Here is an 18120-nt window from a genome sequence, read left to right on the forward strand (position 1 = left end):
CATTACCCATACCACGTCAGGTGGGGCATTTCATGAAAAAAATGCCCCGAAACCGCCACCGATCAGCCCTACACCTTATATTTACCGAAGTCCTCCGGGGACAACCCCTCGAGGTATTCGGCCCAGCGTTTCCCCTCACTGGTCTCGTCGGCCACCTCTACAGACTCCGACTCCTTGCGCGCCTCTTCCAGCACATGGTCTTCCACGAAAATGGGGGCGCGGAACCGCACGGCCATGGCAATGGCGTCGCTGGGGCGTGAGTCCAGCTCAAAGTGCTGCCCACCGGCTGTAAAGATGATGCGTGCGTGGTAGGTATTCTCCACAAGATCGGACACCACCACCCGCTCAACGGATGTATCGGTGTGACTGAGGAACTGGACAAGAGGGCGTGGAAGGGCCTTGGGGTCTCCTGGAGACCGAAGACAATGGATGAGGCCTCGAGAAGGCCGATCCAGATGGGTAGAAGCCGTCCATCTTTCTCGGACTTGAGCACCAGGACAGGGGTCCTGGTGATCTTGTCCATGGAGATGGAGGCAATGGTCATTTCGTGTGTCATGGTTCACCTCCCTTGGGCGAAGCAACAAACATCGCTTCGCTTCGGTGCCGCCCGAAACCGGGCGGCGGGGGTTGGACCCGACAACATCACTCATGGCCGGGTCAGATGCCATGAACCGTTAACCGCACGTAAAACGCTTAGACCAGCACCCCCCTTAATGAGTGCGGCAATCCTTCTTCAATATAAACCGGAACCACCTTTCCCACAAGGTTTGCATCGGAACCCTCTTTGGCGGCGGTAAAGTTCACCACCCGGTTGCAGGAGGAGCGGCCCGTCCACTGCAGGCCCCCCTTCCCCTCTTTGCGCCCCTCCACGAGAACTTCCACGGTGGTACCCGCATAAGAGAGGTTGCGCTTTTCCGAGAGCTCTTTTTCAAGGTCCAGAAGGGCTGCCAGACGACGGCTCTTGTCCTCTTCGGAGACCTTGCCCTCGTAGCCCACGGCCGGGGCATTGGGCCGGTCCGAATACTTGAAGGCAAAGATCCCGGAAAAGCCCACGGCCCTTACCAGGTCCAGGGTCTCGGCGAAATCCTCCTCGGTCTCTCCGGGGAAGCCCACGATCATGTCCGAGGTCAGGGCGATGTCCGGCCGCACCTCTTTCAAGCGCTCGATGCGCTGCATGTAATCTTCCCGGGTGTATTTGCGGTTCATCTTCTTGAGCACGGCGTTGGAGCCGGACTGCACGGGAAGGTGAATGTGGTTGCAGAGCTTGGGCAGGTCCCGGTAGGCCTCCACCAGGCCAGGGGAAAGGTCCTTGGGGTGGGAGGTGGCAAACCGGATGCGCTCCAGTCCCTCCACGTCGCTTACGCGGCGGAGCAGCTCGGGAAAATCGCAGAGGTCCTCTTTCTTGCCGTAGGAGTTCACGTTCTGACCCAGCAGGGTGATCTCCCGTGCGCCCCGGGCCACAAGCTCCGTGACTTCCTGCACGATGGCATCGGGGTCCCGGCTCTCTTCCCGCCCGCGCACGTAAGGCACGATGCAGTAAGAGCAAAAGTTGTCGCACCCCCGCATGATGGTGACGAACCTGGAGACCTCCACCTCGGCGTCCATGGCCGGGGTCGGGATCTCGTCGGCCACGCCCATGGTCATCTCCACATCCACAACGGGAATCCGGTCGTATTCAAAGGCCTTGACCATGGCCGCAAGGCGGGCGTAGGCCCGCGTGCCGAAGACAAGATCCACGTAAGGCATGCGCCGGAGAATGGCGGCCCCTTCCTGCTGGGCCACACACCCCCCGATGGCCACGATGAGCTCCGGGTTCTTCTTTTTCAATGCACGCATCCGGCCCAGGAAGCTGAAGGCCTTTTCTTCGGCTTTCTTCCGGACGGTGCAGGTGTTGACGATGACCAGATCGGCATCCTCCACCTCGTCGGTGGGGATGTACCCCAGGGGTCTCAGCACTTTCTTGAACATCTCCGAGTCGTAGACGTTCATCTGGCATCCGATGGTGTATATGTATACGGACTTTACATTCATTCTGGTTTCTTTACCTCTCGAGGGACACCCCATGCGGGGGCCCTGATCACTTCGCATTGCAGGCTCAAAGGCGCTCTTGGTTATCCGGGGCCTCAATCTCTTCCAGGCAAACCGTGCCCTCAAAACTCTCAAGGACCTTCTCCACCTCATCCTCACACCCCGGCGCAATGCGGAGCACGATGATATCCCGATCCCTGTTGACAGTGGTGACCACCACCAGGTTGTCCAGGGCCTCAAAGGTGTACTTCACAAAGACGATATCCCCTCGCCTGAGCCTGAAATATCTTTCAATGCACCCCACTTGCGCTCCTTACCTTTCATGACGGGCTCTTGTCGGCCTTCGGCCCGCGGACCGAAAAACCAAACCATTGGAAAACGTTATCCTTTACCACATCGGTTTCCCCGGTACCACCCCTTTGTACGCGCCGCCCCTTTTCGAAACCCTTTGAACCCTCCCGGCGGATGGTGTATGGTCTCCCCAACCGACGGAAAAAGCCCGCCCTCCTTTCGGGGAGACCGCCCATGCAGCCACCTCGATGCGATTGGCGTAACGCTCGCCCGGCCTGTGCCGAGCCGCCGTTTCACCCCATCCGGACATGTCCGATTCACCAGAGACACGAATGTATGCACACAGACTGGACCACCACCGACATTGACGCCTCCCGGGCCAAAGACCTGGGAGAAGCCCTCGGGGTCTCCCCCGTGACGGCAGGCCTCCTCATGGCAAGGGGCCACGACACCCCCGAAGCCGCCCGGGCCTTTCTTGCCCCGTCCCTTTCGGGGCTCCGCCCGCCCCAGCGGCTGCACGGCATGGACACGGCCGTGACGCGCCTGGTCCGTGCCGTCACCGACGGAGAGGTGATCTTCATCTGCGGCGACTACGATGCCGACGGCATCACCTCCACGGCCCTTCTGGTCCTCTTCCTGAGAAGCGCCGGAGCCCGCGTGGCCTGGCATCTTCCCCACAGGGTGGACGACGGATACGGATTCCACCCGTCACAGGTCACCGACCACGCGGCCCCTGCAGGTGCCCGGGTCATCGTCACCGTGGACTGCGGCTCCACCTCCTTTGAGGCGGTAAATACGGCCAAGGGCCTCGGCATCGACGTCATCATCACCGACCACCACACCACCGGCGAGGCCCTCCCCGACGCCCTGGCCGTCATCAACCCCAAGCAACCCGCCTGTGAATCCGGCATGGAAAATCTAGCCGGGGTGGGGGTTGCCTTTTACCTTGCCGCGGCCCTTCGCACCGCCCTTCGCGCTGCAGGCCACTGGAAAAATGGGGAAGAGCCCAACCTCAAGGCCCTCTGCGATATCGTGGCCCTGGGCACCGTGGCCGACATCGTCCCCCTCACCGCAGAGAACCGCATCCTCACCCGGGCCGGCCTGGAGATGATCAACCGGAGCGCACGGCCCGGCATCGCCTCCCTACTCACCGCCGCCAAAGCCAACAAAGAGACCGTGGACTCCGAAGACATCGCCTTTCGCCTGGCCCCGCGAATCAACGCCGCAGGCCGCATGGACCATGCCCAGACCGGCCTGGACCTGATGCTGGCCCCCAACAAGGCCCAGGCCGCACCCATCGCCAAAGAGCTCTGCCGCCTCAACAGCCATCGTCAAGAGACCGAGGCCCGCATCTTCGACGAAATCGTCTCGTACATTGAAGAGAGCCCGGCCCTGCTGGACCGAAAGGCCCTGGTCCTGGCCAACAACGGCTGGCACCCCGGGGTCCTTGGTATCGTGGCCTCCCGCGTGGTCCGGGAATACGGCAAGCCGGCCTTTGTCATCTCCGTGGACGAGCGGGGCATCGGCAAAGGCTCCGGCCGCAGCATCCCCGGGGTGGACCTCTACTCAGGCCCTTTCCGCCACCGCCGACACCCTGGAGCGCTTCGGGGGGCACCGGCAGGCCGCGGGCCTCCAGCTCAAAGCGGATCGCATCCGGGATTTTCACCGAGAGCTCGAATCCCACCTGGGGGCAGCCACCACCCCGGAGGACTACGTCACCGCCATTCCCGCCGACGCCCGGCTGCCCCTCTCCGAAATCAGCCCGGCCCTCATCGACGAGCTGGAATCTCTGGCACCCTTCGGCGAAGGCAACAGGGAGCCCCTGTTCATCGCCGAGGATATCCGGGTCCTCTCCTCCATGGAGGTGGGGCGATGCCACCGAAGGTACGTCCTGGCCGCCGAGGGCAACCCCCACCTGGCCAAATGCATGGCCATCCGCTTCAACCACCCCGGGGGGCCACCGGAAAAACGCATTGCGCGCTGCCTCTACTCCCTGCGCTGGAACCGGTGGAACGGCGGCAAGAGCCCACAGATGCAGATCCACGACATGGAGTCCTGACGTCTGGAAAGCCTCTGTTTTCGGGCCTTGGGCCCCTTCGGCAACCCCGCCGAACGGCCTGACAATTCCCTTGATTTCTTCAGGGATGAAAGCTATGATCCTTGTGCCGAATCCACCAGGAGCCGCTACGTTTCCGGCCCCGTGGACCAAGCCCGCCCGGATGCCGAAACGGGTGGCTGCGCGTACTGCGCATCCCAGTTTTGCCCGGCCCTTGCAAGGGGCCATGCGCCCGAGAGCATCTGCAACACAGTAAATTCATGATGGCTCCGCGCCCCCGGTCAGCGTGCCTTCGCCTGCGCCATCGCTACCCCATCGGATCCATCAACCATAGACAGGAGGGTGAATGGGAAAAGTATTCCGAACAAACAACAAGGAGTCCATGCTCCTTTCGCGCATAGAGTCGTCCAAGGAGAAAGAGCGGCGCATTTCCATCGAAACTGCCCGCGACAACCTTGAACCCATGAGCAATGCCATTTCCCAGAAGCTTGTGGAAAACAGCCTTGTGGAGACCACAAGCAAGAACTCCCTGCAGGAACAGATCGAAAAGAAGCTCGAAAAGCTGGTCAAGCTCGATGATTTCGAGATCGACTACCAGATCGCCCCGTTCCGTGAGCTCGTGCAGAACCCCAATGTCATCAGCCTGGTGGTCACGGCCTTTGTCTTGGAGACCCTCATCGACCACAAGGATGTCATCGACATCTACGGCTCCGACGACGAAATCTATCACTGCATCAACGCCCAGGTCCAAAAATTCATGCCCAATATTTAATTACCGGAAATACGGGCCCCCGATTTTTGCACAAAAAAAGCCGACCCCCATCGCCTTCAGGCGATGGGGATCGGCTTTTTGTTTTATCAGGGCATAGCCCTTAAGCGATGCGCAGTGAGCTTAACCCTGCTTTTTCGAAGAAGAACCGCTGCTCACCGAAGGCAGGCTTGAGCCCGTCGAGCCACACGGCCTTTTCATCGTACTCGGCAAAGAAGAGCTTGTTGACCCACTCGGGGTCCCGCGCCTGGATGAACTTCAAGGCAAGGAGCTTCTGCCCCCCTACCTCGGCGATGCCATCCACAAGCACCTTACCGGGGGTCGCGCTCATGGAGGGGCCCCGCACGGTACGGGCCAGGCCCGACACCTTGCTGTAGGCCTCTGTGAAGATCTGGTACGCCTCGGCCAGGGGCACGCTGAAGTATTCCTTGGGCCCTGTGTCCCTCTCCACGAACATGTAGTAGGGAATCGCCCCCAGAGAAACCTGCTTTTCCCACATGGCACGCCACACTTCGGGGTCGTCGTTGATATGACGTATCAGCGGAGCCTGGCAACGGATGTTGGCGCCGGTGGAAAGGATGCGTGAAATCGCGGCCTCAACAGCATCGGTCTCCAGCTCTCTGGAATGGCTGAAATGGCTCATGATGGCAAGGTGGAAGCCGGCGGCAATGATTTCATCAAAGAGCGCCATGACGTCATCGGCGTCCTTGTCCGTCAGGAATCGGTAAGGCCAGTAGGCAAGGACCTTGGTACCGAACCGAATGGACCGAACGTTGCCGGGACGTTGCGTAAGAAGGGGCTCCACGTAGCGACGCAGGATCTTGCTGGTCATGATGAGGGGATCGCCACCGGTGAACAGGACGTTGGTAACCTCGGGGTGGGCGTTGAGATAGTCCACCAGGGCCTGGGGATCGCCGCAGGCGAACTTGAGATCATCCACCCCGACAAACTGGGCCCATCGAAAGCAGTAGGTGCAATACGCATGGCACACCTGCCCCTGGGTGGGGAAAAAGAGGACGGTCTCCTTGTATTTGTGCTGGATGCCGTTGATGGACTGGCCGAGATCACACTTGGGCACGTTGAGTTCCATCTGACCCGCGGGATGGGGGTTCATCTTCAGCTGAATGCTCCTGGCCGCTGCCCGCAGGGCCGCTTCGGGCTCACCGGCTGCGCATTTCGCGGCAAGGGCGTCGTAATCGTCAACGGCCATCATCCCCTTCTGGGGAAAGACCAGCTTAAAGATAGGATCCGCTTCCGGGTTGCTCCAATCGATGAGCTCGTCAATCACATAGTTGTTTGCCCGAAAGGGCATCACGCGCGAAACGACCTGAACGGCGTCGTGAATCTCGGAGGGAAGCGCTTCAAACTGTGGAATTGTATCGATATTGCGGGTCGTAAACGCTTTATAGCTTTTGGGTTTGATAGTAAGTTTGCTCAATAGACCTCCTTATGCCTACTCTATTCCTGCGGAAGTTCGGAAGTTTATCCTCCTTTTTCTGTGTGTTAACGGAAATCAAACATAGTCGCTTAATGACTACCTCCCGTCACCCCGCAATTCATTTTATTTTTTCTCGTAAACGCCATAATATAATAAATTTTAAGGAATTTGTCAATTCCTCCGACCCATCGCCTCGCTATCGGCGGAAAGCCCTTTGCGACGCGATTCCCGGCGTCGCGAATCACCGACCCAACCGCCCCGAAAACAAATAGCCCACCCATCCTTTTCCGGAATCGGGCACAGCTTCAAACGGCGGCTTCACGGCAAAAATTGAGGCATACACCTCAGCCGGGTCGTTACGGGCGACCAGATGACGCCCAACACTCAATGTCCTGATCTTATTGCCGGGAAAAACGGGTAACCCCTGCGGTCGGGGCAGGCGCCGTGAACGCCTGCCCGTCAAAAAGGGCCCTGAAACGTGAAGGTGGGCACGCTCCCGTTTTCCCGGTTAGCTCCGTCGTTTTTCCAGGCGGGCCACCGCTTCGATATGAAAGGTGTGGGGAAACATATCCACGGGCTGTACCTCGCAGATCTCGTACTGTGCCTTGAGCATCTCAAGGTCCCGGGCCAGGGTGGCCGGGTTGCAGGAGACATAGACGATACGCTCCGGGCTCAACTCAGCGACGCGCTGGACCACCTCTTTGTGCATACCGGCACGGGGCGGGTCGATGATCATCACATCCGGCTCCACATCCACCCCGGGAAGGGCTTCACGGATATCACCCAGCACAAACCGGCAGTTCTCCACCCCGTTTCGGCGGCAGTTCTCGTTGGCGTCCTCAATGGCGCTGGGCACGATCTCAAGGCCCGTGATCTCGGCGGCACCCTTGGAGAGCCAGATGGGAATGGTCCCCGTGCCGCTGTAGAGGTCAATGACCCGCTCGGTGCCCGTAAGGCCTGCAAATTTTTCCACCGTGGCATACAGGGCCTCTGCCCCGGGGGTGTTGGTCTGGAAAAAGGAGTTGGCCGAAATATTGAACGTGTACTCGCCCAACCGGTCGGTGATGAAAGGCTGGCCCGCCAGGCATTTTTCGGTCTCCCCGACGGCCACCCCGGCCTTTCGGCTGGTGATGTTGTTGACCACGGAGGCCACCTCGGGAAATGCCGCCACAAGCTCGTCGGCCAGGGGCTGCACCACATCGGGACGGTCTTCGGCCGTGACGATGTTCACCATCCAGCGATCTTCGTGGTAGGAGTGCCTCAGCATGACGAACCGCCAGAACCCCTCGTGGCTTCTCAGGCCGTAGACAGGCAGGTCCGAGGCCTTGATGTACTGCCGCACCTTCTCCAGCAGGCGGTTTCCCGTCTCCGGCTGGATATGGCACTGCTTGATGTCGATGACCTTGCTGAAGGTGCCGGGGACATGGAGTCCGATGCCCAGCCCCTTTTCAATGTCGGGGTCGTTGAGTTCGTGCGGCAGCAGCCAGCGGCTGTCCGAGCAGGAGAACTCCATCTTGTTGCGGTACCCGAACAGGTGCTTGGACGGCAGGGTGGGGTGCACCGTCACGTCGTGAATATTGCCGATATGCCCCAAAGACTCCACCACGTGGTCGCGCTTGTAGGCAAGCTGCGTCTCGTAGTCCAGGAACTGCCATTTGCAGCCGCCGCACCAGGAAGCGTATTCACACCGGGGTTCCACCCGGTTTTCCGACGGCTCCAGAAGCTCCAGCGTCCGCGCTTCGGCAAAACTCTTCTTCTTTTTGAAGACCCGCGCCCGAACCCTGTCTCCGGCCACGGCGCCGTCGATAAAAAGAGCCATGCCGTCCACCCTGGCAAGACCACGCCCACCGAAAGCCATATCGGTGACCGCTATGTCGACCACTTCACCTTTTTTTACCGCCATAATGCAACACTACCCTTGTTTGGCTTTCACAAAAGCCCTGAAAATTCCGATACTCAGACGAGCCCCCAGCAAATTTCGGGCACACGTCACCCTTTCGTACCGAGTGCGAAGCTGGATATACTATCCGATGTCATCAAATGTTGGCAAGTTTTTTCGATCCGAAAGGGATCGTGATGGGAACATCGAAGCAACGGGGAACCGAACAGCTCCCCAGAAAGGACACCTCACCGGGCCCCGGAAAAGAAGTGGTACAACGGCCCGTGCCCTGACCCGAGCTGCCGGGATACGGCGCCCTTCAACGCACCGGTAATATAGGCTTTGGCCTGTCTCGCAGCTTCGGGAAGGGAGAGGCCCCGGGCAAGGTACCCGGCGAGGGCCGAGGCCAGGGTGCAGCCGGTGCCGTGATCGTTTTGGGTCTCGATGCGGGGTCCTTCAAATCGGGTCACCGCACCGGTGGCCCCTTCCAAAAGAAGGTCCGGACACACGCCCCCGCCAAAGTGCCCCCCTTTGAGAAGCACATTGGCACACCCCATGTCCACAAGCCTTCGGGCCGCCTCTTCCATGCCGCCTGAAGAGCCGCCTTCAAGGCCGGTGAGCCGCTCGGCCTCGGGAATGTTGGGGGTCATCACCGTCACACGGGGCATGACATGGGTCACCAGGGCCCGGGGGGTCTCCCGGGCATTGAGCCCGTCTCCGCTCTGGGCGGCCATAACGGGGTCCAGAACCACCGGCACCCCCTTGATCGTCTCAAGGATCTCTCCGACCACCCCGGCGTTCCCCGGGGTGCCCAGCATCCCGATTTTAACGGCGTCCACCCCCACATCGGAGAGGACCGCCTCCACCTGGGCCCGGACCATGTCCGGGGGAACCGGCATCACCCGGCTCACCCCCTGGGTATTCTGGGCCGTCACTGCGGTGACGGCGGTCATGGCATAGCAGCCCAGGGCCGATAACGTTTTGAGGTCGGCCTGGAGGCCCGCCCCGGCACAGCTGTCGGAGCCTGCAATGGTAAGCACCCTGAGCGGCGTCATGGCAACCGGTTCCCGGCGGCGTCGATGAGCCTGGCCTGCTTCTCGTTTTCCCGGCGAAGCTTGTCGATGACCTTTTCGTTTTCCGTCACCTGGTGCATGTAGCCGTTGGTCTTCTCTTCAAGCTCTTTGACCTGGCGGTCCAGGGTGTCGATCTCACGGGTCAGGGATTCACACTTCCCCTCCAGGAGCTTCTCCCGGTCTTTCTTTTTTTCCAGGAGGCCCATGTAGCGGGTCCGCGTGTTCTCTTCGGCCTTGCGCACCACCCGGGCGGAGACCACCAGGTTCACCACTTCCATGGAGATCCCGAGGATAAACCCGTAAATCAACCCCTGCCGTCCGAAATGAGACGCCACGAGCAGGGCCAGCATTGTCGAGATAAAGACCATTGCGCACGTCCTGTCTGCTTGTACATGAGAATCGTGTTCGGCCCCCACCACCCATGAGCGGCATCCACGAAGTGTTTAAGAGCAGGCCCTAAAGCCTGCAGGTCCTGATATCCGTCGCGATGACGCCCTTGGCGCCCACCTCCACCAGGTGATCCATGATGGTGTTGAGGTCCTTTTTGGGGGCCATGGCCTTAACGGCAAACCACCCTTCCCGCCTGAGAGGAGCCACGGTGGGGGCTTCGATACCGGGGGTCACGGCGCATGCGCTCTCCAGGGCCTCACCGGCCACGTCATACTCCACCATGACGTACTGACGGGCCACCACAATGCCCTTGAGACGCTCGATGAACATCATCTCCTGGGAGGTGAGGGTCTCCTCACGGCCCTTGCGGGTCACCAGCACAGCCTCGGAGGACATGATGGCCTCACCACTGATGCGGAGCCCGGCCTCGGCCATGGTACGCCCTGTCTGCACCACATCGGCAATGGCGTCGGCCACCCCGAGGTTGATGGAAATTTCAATGGCGCCGTCGAGTTTGATGATGGCCGCATCGATATTGCGACGCTTGAGGTCCTGGCCCACGATGCCGGGATAAGACGTGGCGATGCGCTTGCCGTTGAACCCTTCCGGGGTCAGCAGGCTCTCTTCGGGCACGGCGTAGCAGAACTTGGAACGGCCAAAGCCCAGGGGAAGCAGCTCATCGACTTCGGACTCGCTGTCCATGGCCAGGTCCCGGCCGGTGACGCCCAGGTCAATGATCCCGCTCTGCACGTAGACCGCAATATCTCGGGGACGCAGGAAGATAAACTCCACCTGGTGCTCCACATCCGTAACCTTGAGTTCGCGGCTGTAACGGCGGCAATTGTACCCGGCTTCGGAAATGAGGGCCCGGGACTCTTCAGACAGGGATCCTTTGTTGGGAAGTGCTATTTTCAACATCTGACGGTTTTCCTTAACTCAACTGACGTGATGCGCTCCGGCGGGCGGAAAGGCCATCACAGGTATTTGTAGACATCCTCCAGTTCCAGGTCACAGGCAATCATCATTACCTGGAGATGGTAGAGGAGCTGGGAAATCTCTTCGGCAGTCTTCTCCTTGCCTTCGTACTCGGCGGCCATCCAGACCTCACCGGCCTCTTCGATGACCTTTTTTCCGATGGCGTGCTTTCCCGCATGGAGCTCCTTGACGGTCCCGGAATCGGGATCGCCGGCCGCCACTTTCTTCTTCAGCTCCGCAAAGAGCTCTTCAAATCGTTTCATGGAGTGTATCTCGTGATCTGTTGTCATGATGATGCGCATGAAAAAGGCCGGAACACTTCCCGACCAGCGCATGGGGGGACGGGCATTCAGCACATGTTTTCCGCAGTCAGCCACCACGGACATGGCGCCTGAGGGGCTCTTTCCCCTGCGGATTCCGGCAAATTGAGACCATAGCACCTTTTTTCCCCAAACAAAAGGGGACGGCCGCCCTTAGGGCAGCCCTCCCCTTATCGTTCAAAAAAGGTACCCGATGCCTCAAAAGAGGAACCGAGCGTCACGGATCAGTAATTTGTATCCGCGTAGCCGACCCAGCCGCCCGCTCCCACCAGGGCGCGGTCGAACTCGGAGATCTCAAAGGGAACCTCAAGGTTCTCGCCGTCTGCGGAGAACCGGAACACACCCTTTTCCAGGTCGGTGACCAGGTCGGTCTCCTTGCCGGCAAACCGGGCCATGAGATCGTCCAGGACCTCTGCGGGCAGCTCCACGGCCATCATGCCGCAGTTAAACATGTTCTGCTTGAAGATCCGGGCAAAGCTCTCCCCGATGACGATGTTGATGTCGTTCACCTCAAAGGCCCAGGGAGCGTGCTCGCGGGAGGAGCCGCACCCGAAGTTGGCGCGGGTTACCACCGCGCCGGTGGGCGTAACGTCCCTTTCCGGGTCAAAGCCTTCCAGCTCCAGGTCCTCCAGGAGGTAGGGTTTCAAGGCTTCCTTGGTGATCTCGGTGAGGTACCGAGCCGGTATGATTTCATCGGTGTTGATATCGGACCGATCCAGAAACAGGACTTTTCCGTTGAATGATTTCATGGCTTACTCCCCGCCCGTAAAGATGTGTGAATTGGTGATAACGCCGGTAAGGGCCGTGGCCAGTTCAGCCGATGCGAGCTTGCGCAGTCGAGTACACCATGCCGCCCTTGCCCATGCGGCCGTTGAAGTTGCGGTTGGTGGTGGAGGCACACACCTCCCCTTCGGCCAGGACCCCGTTGCTCATGCCCAGGCACGCCCCGCAGGTGGGGTTGGTCACGCAAAAGCCCGCGTCCATGAAGATCTCGATGATGCCCTCTTTCAAGGCCTGCTTGTACACGGCCGGGGTGGCAGACCGACGGCACGCTCTTGTCGATGTGCCCCCTTCGGGCGCATTCGGCGGCCACGCGCAGGTCTTCGATACGCCCGTTGGTGCAGGAACCGATGTAGACCTGGTCTACTTTTTCCGATGCCATCTCGGCGATGGGCTTCACCTGGTCGGGCTTGTACCCGAAGGTGGCCATGGGAACCAGCTCGCTCACGTCAACCACCATCTCCTCGGCGTACTCGGCGTCGGCATCGGCGGTAAAGGTGCTGTATGCCTCCAGGGCCGCTTCCTTTGAGGGGAATTCGTCTTTGATGAAGGGCCAGAGGTAAGAGACCGTGGTCATGTCCGGCGCGCAGATCCCGCAGGTGCCCCCGGCCTCAATGGCCATGTTGCACAGGGTCATGCGGGCCTCCATGCTCATGGCGGAGACCACCGGCCCGGTGAACTCAATGACGCGGTTGGTGGCGCCGTTAACCCCGAGCTTTCCGATGACGTCCAGGATCACGTCCTTGGCGTAGACACCGGGCTTCAGGTCGCCGGTGATGGTGACCTTCATGGTCTGGGGCGCGTGAAAGGCGCAGACGCCTTTTAAGATACCCACCTCCAGGTCCGTGGTGCCCACACCGGCGGCAAAGGCACCGAAGGCACCGTGGGTGCAGGTATGGGAGTCTCCCATGATGATGGTGTACCCGGGTCGCACAAACCCCTTCTCCGGAAAGAGGGCATGGCAGACGCCGTTGTCACCGATGTCGAAGAAATCAATGATCCCGTGGCGCAGGGCCCACTCGCGCAGGATCTTGCCCTGCATGGCCGTCTTGGAGTCCTTGGCCGGGGTCACATGGTCGATGACCGCCTTGATCTTGGACGGGTCAAAAACGCGATCCATGCCGCGGGCCTCAAGGTCCGTGATGGCCACGGGCGTGGTGATTTCATCAGCGGCGCGTGCGGCAGATCACCTGGATGTCGCCGGACGGGTTGTCCACAAGATGCGATTCAAAAATTTTCTCCGCGATTGTCTTTCCCATATCTCCTCCGGAAGATGTCTGGTTCATATGCGATCTCTTATTTGTGCGAGGCCTGCCTGGGCGGTGAAACGATCCAGACAGCCTTCAGCGTCGCGTTGCCGCGATTCTTTAATATATGTGGAATCCGTGAGGCAAAGGAGACGGTGTCCCCCTTGGCCACGGTGTAGGTGTCGTCCCCGTAGAGAAGCTCGGCCTCTCCTTCGAGGATGATTCCGAACTCCCGACCGGCGTGGCCGTATTCCAGGTCCCCGGTCTGGCCACCGGGCGCAACCTCCAGCATAAAGGCCTCCACCGTGTGCTCCCCGGGGATCTCCTCCCGCACGGAGAGGCGGCTCATGGTCACCTGGCCGTCCCGGGTGACGCTGCGCTCTGCAGCACGGATGATATCGACCTTGCCCTTCTTGCGGTAGTCGCTGAAAAGGTATTCGTAATCCACCCCCAGCACGTCGGCGATGGAAAGAAGGGTGTCGATGGACGGGGAGACCTTGTTGCGCTCAATCTGGGATACCAGGCTCTCGCTCACGCCGGCCCGGCCGGCCACCTGCTTCAGGGTAACACCCCGACGCTCCCTGACCGCTCGCAACTTGCCCCCGAATTGGTGTTTAGGCTCTGACTTTATCAATACTGCACCTCCTGAAGCATTTATAAAGTCACCCCACCCAACCTGTCAACCCTTTTCCGGGCAGGCCCCATGCAACGCCCTTAAGGTCCACCTGTTTTCGGTGTGGCTCAGCACCGCTTTTGACATACCAGACAGCCTTTGAGTATAGTGTCAAATGCACAGCGGGCAGCTCCCTCTGGGATCCCACCCGGTGCTTAAGTACTTTTTCAACCATGACCTTCATGCGCCGCGCGGCGCACCCAACCCATCATGCGAGGCCCCCATGAACCATACCCATTACGCCCACCTGCCCCTGCCCGACACCCTGAAGCCCTGCATCGACTTTCACGGACACCTCTGCCCGGGCCTTGTCTACGGCTACCTGGTGGCCGTGGAATCCCTTCGCCTTTTGGGCGAGGACCGCAGTGAAGACGAAGAACTGGTGGCCATCAGCGAAAACGACGCCTGCTCAGTGGACGCCCTGCAGGTGCTGCTGGGGACCACGGCCGGTAAGGGCAACCTCACCATCACCAACATCGGGAAAAATGTGTACACCGTGTTTTCACGCCAGGCAGGCAAAGGGTTCCGGTTCTCGCGCAAAAGCACGTATGCCTATACGGGACGGGATCCGGAGGTGTTTGAGGAACTGGAGCTAAAACTTGCGGAAGGGACGGCCACGGCAGATGAAAAAAAACAGCAGAAACTCATGAAAACCGTGGACCTCCTCCAAAAGCCCGTGGGCGAGGTCTTTGAGATCACCGACGCAGCCATCCCCGAGCCGGCCTTTGCGGAGCTGGCCCCGTCTGTGGCCTGTGCCGTATGCGGCGAGCTCACCATGCAGACCAAGATGGTCCAAAGGGGAGAGACGCTCCTCTGCCGCCCCTGCGCCGAGGGGGCCTTATAAGAACTATTCAGGTCAGAAAAGCCTTAAGCCATCATATCGAGAGACGGCCTCATCCGCCAGGAGCCCTCACCCATCGTCTTTCCCGGACTCCACGCTTCCTGCCAGGTCGAGGATGGGGGTGCCTCCGGCGTGCCCCTTGGTCCGGTATCTGGAGACACCCCGAAGTTGGGCGGCGATCTCTTTGATGCGCTCCACCTGATCCGAAAACCGGTCCGCGGTTTCACAGAGGGCCTCGCCGCCCTCAAGGCCCCTTGCCTTGAGCTCCATGAGCTCCGCATACCCCAGGGCCGCCTGAAGGGGCTGGCTCAGCTCATGGCTGGCGGCCCCGGCAAGGGCCAGGGCCCCGGTGAGGCGCTCGGCCTCCATCAACGGCGTGATGTCGGTAAACACCGTGACGAACTGCTCGCCACCGGCATGGAACACGTTGATGTAAAACCACATGTCCAGGGCATCCGAATACTCCTTGAGGGTTTTCCCTTCTCCCGTTTTCACCACCTCGGCAAAGTGGGCCAGCCACCCGGACTCGTCCTGGTCCACGCCGGGAAACACCTCGGAAAGCCGCCTTCCCTCCACCGCGTCTTTTGTCATGGAAAACATCGCTTCAAAAGCAGGATTCACAGTCACATAGAGAAAATCCACGGGGGCACCGGCCCCATCGTATATCATCTCCCCCATGGCGTAGGCGCCGGTCATGTTGTCAAAAAGGTTCCGGTACTTCTCCTCAATGCTCTTCAGGCGGTCAATCTGAAGGGCCTGCTTCCGGGCCTCCCGCTCTTCATCGCGGTACCAACGAAAGGCCAGCAGCAAAAGAATGGATGCTGCGGCCGAAAGGTTTACGAGCTTGGGAATCGTAATGTGCGCCGGGGCCATGAGATATGCCTCCACACCCGGTGGCAGCAGGCCGGCCCGGGACGTGTGCACCATCCCGAAGTAAAAGCTCTCGAACACGGACCGCGCGGCGTCGATGATCAAAATGACGTTCAGAAACAGAAAAAAACGCCCCTTCAGTTTGGGCGCCGCCGCCTTCCGAAGAAAAATCCCCAGGATCAGCAGCCACAAGACCACCGACATAAATGACAAAAACAGATGAAACAGAGCCGAGCTCATCATCTCCACCTCCCATGTGTTGCCCGCCAAGAGGGGCGGCACCCACCGATGCGCCCCCATCTGTTTCCGCTATGCGGGGCAGTGGACATCGGGTGACCAATACAGTAACATAATCCATAAGCCTGAAAAAACCCCACCCCCTGCCATGCGCCCCGAAGCCCCCTGCGGCTTCCCCCCTTCCCCCTCTTTCGTGCACCCCCTTACCCAAGGAGGTTCCATGCCCGTCGAAACATCTCTAAAAACCCTGGCCCGTTCCGTTTCGGATGGCTCCGGGCTGGCGCCGTCTGCCCTGCCCCGCCTCACGGACACCCTCTTCGCGGACAAAGCCCTGCCCTTCTGGCACGCGATGAAGCGCCCCATGAAAGGCATCCTCAACGAGGAACTCGCCTCACGTCAACTCGACGAACTCACCCCTGCCCTGCAGGCCATGGGATCCCTTCTGCTGGGCTCAGGCAAGGATGAGACCGAGCCCTACGCAACGCGGCTCCTCAAGGCCCTGGACATCCTTGAAGCAAACCGTCCCCTCTTTTTTCTTCCCGACGCCACAGCCGAAAAACGGATTGAACGCCTGCCCCTGTTTGCCCCCATGGCCGTGCTTCACCTGGCCATCCTGGGCCAGCTGCACGCCATGGCCTACGCCACCAGCATCCCCGGGGCGGCCTACCTCTGGTCCCTGTGCAACGGCACCGCCAGAACCTACGCGGCCTATGCGGAACAATCCGTTGCCGACGCCCTGGCCTGGCGAACCGAACGCCTCCAGATTACCTGTACGCCCATGCGAAGCGCCGTGCCCGGGGGCCCGAATCTCCAGGTCACCTGCGTGGACACCCACACAGGCCATACCATCGTGGATCAGATGTGCACCGCCTATCCAGGGGTCATAAACACCCTGCTTCAGCGAACAGTGGACCAGGTGAGCCTCTACGAGGAGCAGCTCCACTGGAAAATCGTCTTGTTCTGGGAACATGAAGTGCTGGATGTGTTGTCCGAATGGACCGGTGAAAAGCCGGAAGAAGCTCGTCCCGCACCCCGGGACATGATCTCCGAGCGCCTGGACGACGCCCTCTTTTTGATCATGCAGGATATGGGCAATGCCATGGCGGGGATGAAGCCGCCTTCCGAAAAGAAAGAATGAGGATGCACCGGGATCAGGTGCCGGCCTCGGGTGGTGCCACCTTTTTCGGGGCATACTTGCCCACAAACTCGCTTACGCCCTCGCGGGTCGAGGTAATTTGAACCCGGATCACCTTGATCTCCTGCAGGTGGGAACCGAGATACGGCTTGAGGAGCCGTTTAAAATCCGCCAACACGGTTTCAAACCTTTTCAAACTGCGCACCTCTCTATAGGTGAGCCGACTCATGTGAAGCACTAGGGCCTCAAGAATGCTGGGATGCAGGCGGTATGCTCCGTCAGCCGACTCGCCATCGGGCTCCACATAGGGCAACACCTCCACGTCGTTGACGCTCAAGTTCAACTGCACGCACAGGTACCGGCTCTCTTCATTGATGCGCTCCTTGGTGAGCCCCACCACCAGGGGGCCGGTGGGAATCTGTGTCAGGGGCACCCCGCCCTCCTCCTCAGGCGCCTTGGTGCTGCGCAGCCGATCCCAGGAAATGCGCTCACCGCCTGAGGGACGCAGGAAAATGCTATTGCGGGTCAACCGTTCGATCAGATAGGTTACCGGAGTGTCCACCTCCCAGGGCGTATCGCCCACAACCATTTCAGGGGTCATGATCAGGAGCAGGGGGTCCCCTTCCATCTCCGGAGGCAGCAGTTTCCACTTGCCTTCCACCTTTGCCCTGTCCGCTTTCTCGTCAATTTTGGAGTGCTGCCCCTCCACCAGCCGCAGGATACCGAAGGTCCCGTTGGCCCGAAAAGAGATGATGTTATGGTAACTGGCAATGGTGTCCTTCCACGGCCCCACAACCATCTCTCGCTCCGGGGGTTCCTTGTCGCAGGCCAAAAAAGCAAGGGCCAGCAAAACCAGCACCACCCGCTTTGCCCCTTGCTTGAATCCGTTTCTCATACCCTTACCCTTTCCCAAGGCATCCTGATCTGTTGTGGGGGCATATGCCCCGCTCTTCCTTCTATCGCCCATCCCGCATAAAACTTTAACGACTTGGCCGGGCCCTGATAAAACGCATAAAAACACCGAGAGCCCCCGGAGAGGACCCTATGCGGCCTCATCGTTCCTTCAAAAGAAACACAGAAGATGACATCCAGATATTCCAGCCTTCCCCACAGAGGAA

General features: G+C 60.0%; 18 protein-coding genes and 1 pseudogene. 5 read left to right on the top strand and 14 right to left on the bottom strand.

Annotated features, from left to right (window positions below):
• Nucleotides 1–68: 68 nt before the first annotated feature.
• From ACOYW2_RS16355 to ACOYW2_RS16365, 3 genes are all read right to left on the bottom strand, one after another.
• On the bottom strand, nucleotides 69–338 hold the full coding sequence (locus ACOYW2_RS16355) for a bifunctional nuclease family protein (protein ID WP_482767200.1): 270 nt from the start codon (nucleotides 336–338) through the stop codon (nucleotides 69–71).
• 355 nt (nucleotides 339–693) lie between these two features.
• Nucleotides 694–2031, bottom strand: a complete 1338-nt coding sequence (gene miaB, locus ACOYW2_RS16360) for a tRNA (N6-isopentenyl adenosine(37)-C2)-methylthiotransferase MiaB (RefSeq protein ID WP_482767201.1) — start codon at nucleotides 2029–2031, stop codon at nucleotides 694–696.
• A 64-nt stretch (nucleotides 2032–2095) separates the two neighbouring features.
• Complete coding sequence (locus ACOYW2_RS16365; RefSeq protein WP_482415499.1) at nucleotides 2096–2332, bottom strand: DUF4911 domain-containing protein; 237 nt, start codon at nucleotides 2330–2332, stop codon at nucleotides 2096–2098.
• Between the two features lie 323 nt (nucleotides 2333–2655).
• On the opposite strand from ACOYW2_RS16365, the pseudogene recJ reads away from it, so the two are divergent.
• The 3 genes and pseudogenes from recJ to ACOYW2_RS16380 all read left to right on the top strand — a co-directional run.
• A pseudogene (gene recJ / locus ACOYW2_RS16370) lies at nucleotides 2656–3876 on the top strand (single-stranded-DNA-specific exonuclease RecJ); the annotation flags it as partial.
• On the top strand, nucleotides 3815–4378 hold the full coding sequence (locus ACOYW2_RS16375; protein WP_482771043.1) for a hypothetical protein: 564 nt from the start codon (nucleotides 3815–3817) through the stop codon (nucleotides 4376–4378). The pseudogene recJ and the gene ACOYW2_RS16375, both read left to right, overlap by 62 nt.
• A 343-nt stretch (nucleotides 4379–4721) precedes the next feature.
• Nucleotides 4722–5147 carry a hypothetical protein gene (locus ACOYW2_RS16380; protein ID WP_482415497.1) on the top strand — a complete coding sequence of 142 codons (426 nt, stop codon included), beginning with the start codon at nucleotides 4722–4724 and terminating at the stop codon, nucleotides 5145–5147.
• Between the two features lie 100 nt (nucleotides 5148–5247).
• On the opposite strand, the gene ACOYW2_RS16385 is transcribed toward ACOYW2_RS16380, so the two are convergent.
• The 9 genes from ACOYW2_RS16385 to ACOYW2_RS16425 form a co-directional block, all read right to left on the bottom strand.
• The gene (locus ACOYW2_RS16385) at nucleotides 5248–6582 is read right to left on the bottom strand and encodes a KamA family radical SAM protein (RefSeq protein WP_482767202.1); all 1335 of its coding nucleotides are present in this window, start codon (nucleotides 6580–6582) and stop codon (nucleotides 5248–5250) included.
• Between the two features lie 508 nt (nucleotides 6583–7090).
• A complete protein-coding gene (gene rlmD / locus ACOYW2_RS16390; RefSeq protein WP_482419111.1) occupies nucleotides 7091–8485 on the bottom strand; it encodes a 23S rRNA (uracil(1939)-C(5))-methyltransferase RlmD in 1395 nt (464 codons plus the stop codon).
• Between the two features lie 224 nt (nucleotides 8486–8709).
• Complete coding sequence (gene thiD / locus ACOYW2_RS16395; protein ID WP_482767203.1) at nucleotides 8710–9516, bottom strand: bifunctional hydroxymethylpyrimidine kinase/phosphomethylpyrimidine kinase; 807 nt, start codon at nucleotides 9514–9516, stop codon at nucleotides 8710–8712.
• Nucleotides 9513–9902, bottom strand: coding sequence for a hypothetical protein (locus tag ACOYW2_RS16400; RefSeq protein WP_180143703.1), 390 nt, complete (start codon nucleotides 9900–9902; stop codon nucleotides 9513–9515). Before ACOYW2_RS16400 ends, thiD begins: the two co-directional genes overlap by 4 nt.
• A gap of 88 nt (nucleotides 9903–9990) precedes the next feature.
• Nucleotides 9991–10842, bottom strand: a complete 852-nt coding sequence (hisG, locus tag ACOYW2_RS16405; protein WP_482415493.1) for an ATP phosphoribosyltransferase — start codon at nucleotides 10840–10842, stop codon at nucleotides 9991–9993.
• A gap of 56 nt (nucleotides 10843–10898) precedes the next feature.
• Nucleotides 10899–11339: a phosphoribosyl-ATP diphosphatase gene (locus ACOYW2_RS16410; protein ID WP_482767204.1), complete on the bottom strand. Its 441-nt coding sequence runs from the start codon at nucleotides 11337–11339 to the stop codon at nucleotides 10899–10901.
• Between the two features lie 104 nt (nucleotides 11340–11443).
• A complete protein-coding gene (locus tag ACOYW2_RS16415) occupies nucleotides 11444–11968 on the bottom strand; it encodes a 3-isopropylmalate dehydratase small subunit (protein ID WP_482767205.1) in 525 nt (174 codons plus the stop codon).
• The gene (locus ACOYW2_RS16420; protein WP_482767206.1) at nucleotides 11965–13149 is read right to left on the bottom strand and encodes an aconitase family protein; all 1185 of its coding nucleotides are present in this window, start codon (nucleotides 13147–13149) and stop codon (nucleotides 11965–11967) included. Before ACOYW2_RS16420 ends, ACOYW2_RS16415 begins: the two co-directional genes overlap by 4 nt.
• Before the next feature lie 146 nt (nucleotides 13150–13295).
• The gene (locus ACOYW2_RS16425; RefSeq protein ID WP_482415489.1) at nucleotides 13296–13880 is read right to left on the bottom strand and encodes a helix-turn-helix domain-containing protein; all 585 of its coding nucleotides are present in this window, start codon (nucleotides 13878–13880) and stop codon (nucleotides 13296–13298) included.
• Nucleotides 13881–14142: 262 nt separating this feature from the next.
• Between ACOYW2_RS16425 and ACOYW2_RS16430 the strand changes: the two genes are divergently transcribed.
• Nucleotides 14143–14763: an FmdE family protein gene (locus ACOYW2_RS16430; RefSeq protein WP_482415488.1), complete on the top strand. Its 621-nt coding sequence runs from the start codon at nucleotides 14143–14145 to the stop codon at nucleotides 14761–14763.
• A gap of 66 nt (nucleotides 14764–14829) precedes the next feature.
• Here the strand turns inward: ACOYW2_RS16430 and ACOYW2_RS16435 are convergent, their stop codons facing one another.
• On the bottom strand, nucleotides 14830–15873 hold the full coding sequence (locus ACOYW2_RS16435) for a PAS domain-containing protein (RefSeq protein WP_482767207.1): 1044 nt from the start codon (nucleotides 15871–15873) through the stop codon (nucleotides 14830–14832).
• A 214-nt stretch (nucleotides 15874–16087) separates the two neighbouring features.
• Here ACOYW2_RS16435 and ACOYW2_RS16440 point away from each other — a divergent pair, with 214 nt between their 5' ends.
• Entirely contained in the window at nucleotides 16088–17005 is a 918-nt protein-coding gene (locus ACOYW2_RS16440) for a hypothetical protein (RefSeq protein WP_482767208.1), read from the top strand.
• Nucleotides 17006–17018: 13 nt separating this feature from the next.
• On the opposite strand, the gene ACOYW2_RS16445 is transcribed toward ACOYW2_RS16440, so the two are convergent.
• Nucleotides 17019–17897: a flagellar basal body-associated FliL family protein gene (locus tag ACOYW2_RS16445; RefSeq protein ID WP_482767209.1), complete on the bottom strand. Its 879-nt coding sequence runs from the start codon at nucleotides 17895–17897 to the stop codon at nucleotides 17019–17021.
• Nucleotides 17898–18120 lie beyond the last annotated feature (223 nt).

This window comes from Desulfoluna sp. CLI2B (assembly GCF_056847375.1).

Coding starts and splice junctions, on each gene's coding strand:
- ACOYW2_RS16430 (WP_482415488.1), top strand. CDS start 14,143: ATGAACCATACCCATTACGCCCACCTGCCCCTGCCCGACACCCTGAAG.
- ACOYW2_RS16435 (WP_482767207.1), bottom strand. CDS start 15,873: ATGATGAGCTCGGCTCTGTTTCATCTGTTTTTGTCATTTATGTCGGTG.
- thiD (WP_482767203.1), bottom strand. CDS start 9,516: ATGACGCCGCTCAGGGTGCTTACCATTGCAGGCTCCGACAGCTGTGCC.
- ACOYW2_RS16380 (WP_482415497.1), top strand. CDS start 4,722: ATGGGAAAAGTATTCCGAACAAACAACAAGGAGTCCATGCTCCTTTCG.
- ACOYW2_RS16400 (WP_180143703.1), bottom strand. CDS start 9,902: ATGGTCTTTATCTCGACAATGCTGGCCCTGCTCGTGGCGTCTCATTTC.
- rlmD (WP_482419111.1), bottom strand. CDS start 8,485: ATGGCGGTAAAAAAAGGTGAAGTGGTCGACATAGCGGTCACCGATATG.
- hisG (WP_482415493.1), bottom strand. CDS start 10,842: ATGTTGAAAATAGCACTTCCCAACAAAGGATCCCTGTCTGAAGAGTCC.
- ACOYW2_RS16415 (WP_482767205.1), bottom strand. CDS start 11,968: ATGAAATCATTCAACGGAAAAGTCCTGTTTCTGGATCGGTCCGATATC.
- ACOYW2_RS16445 (WP_482767209.1), bottom strand. CDS start 17,897: ATGAGAAACGGATTCAAGCAAGGGGCAAAGCGGGTGGTGCTGGTTTTG.
- miaB (WP_482767201.1), bottom strand. CDS start 2,031: ATGAATGTAAAGTCCGTATACATATACACCATCGGATGCCAGATGAAC.
- ACOYW2_RS16440 (WP_482767208.1), top strand. CDS start 16,088: ATGCCCGTCGAAACATCTCTAAAAACCCTGGCCCGTTCCGTTTCGGAT.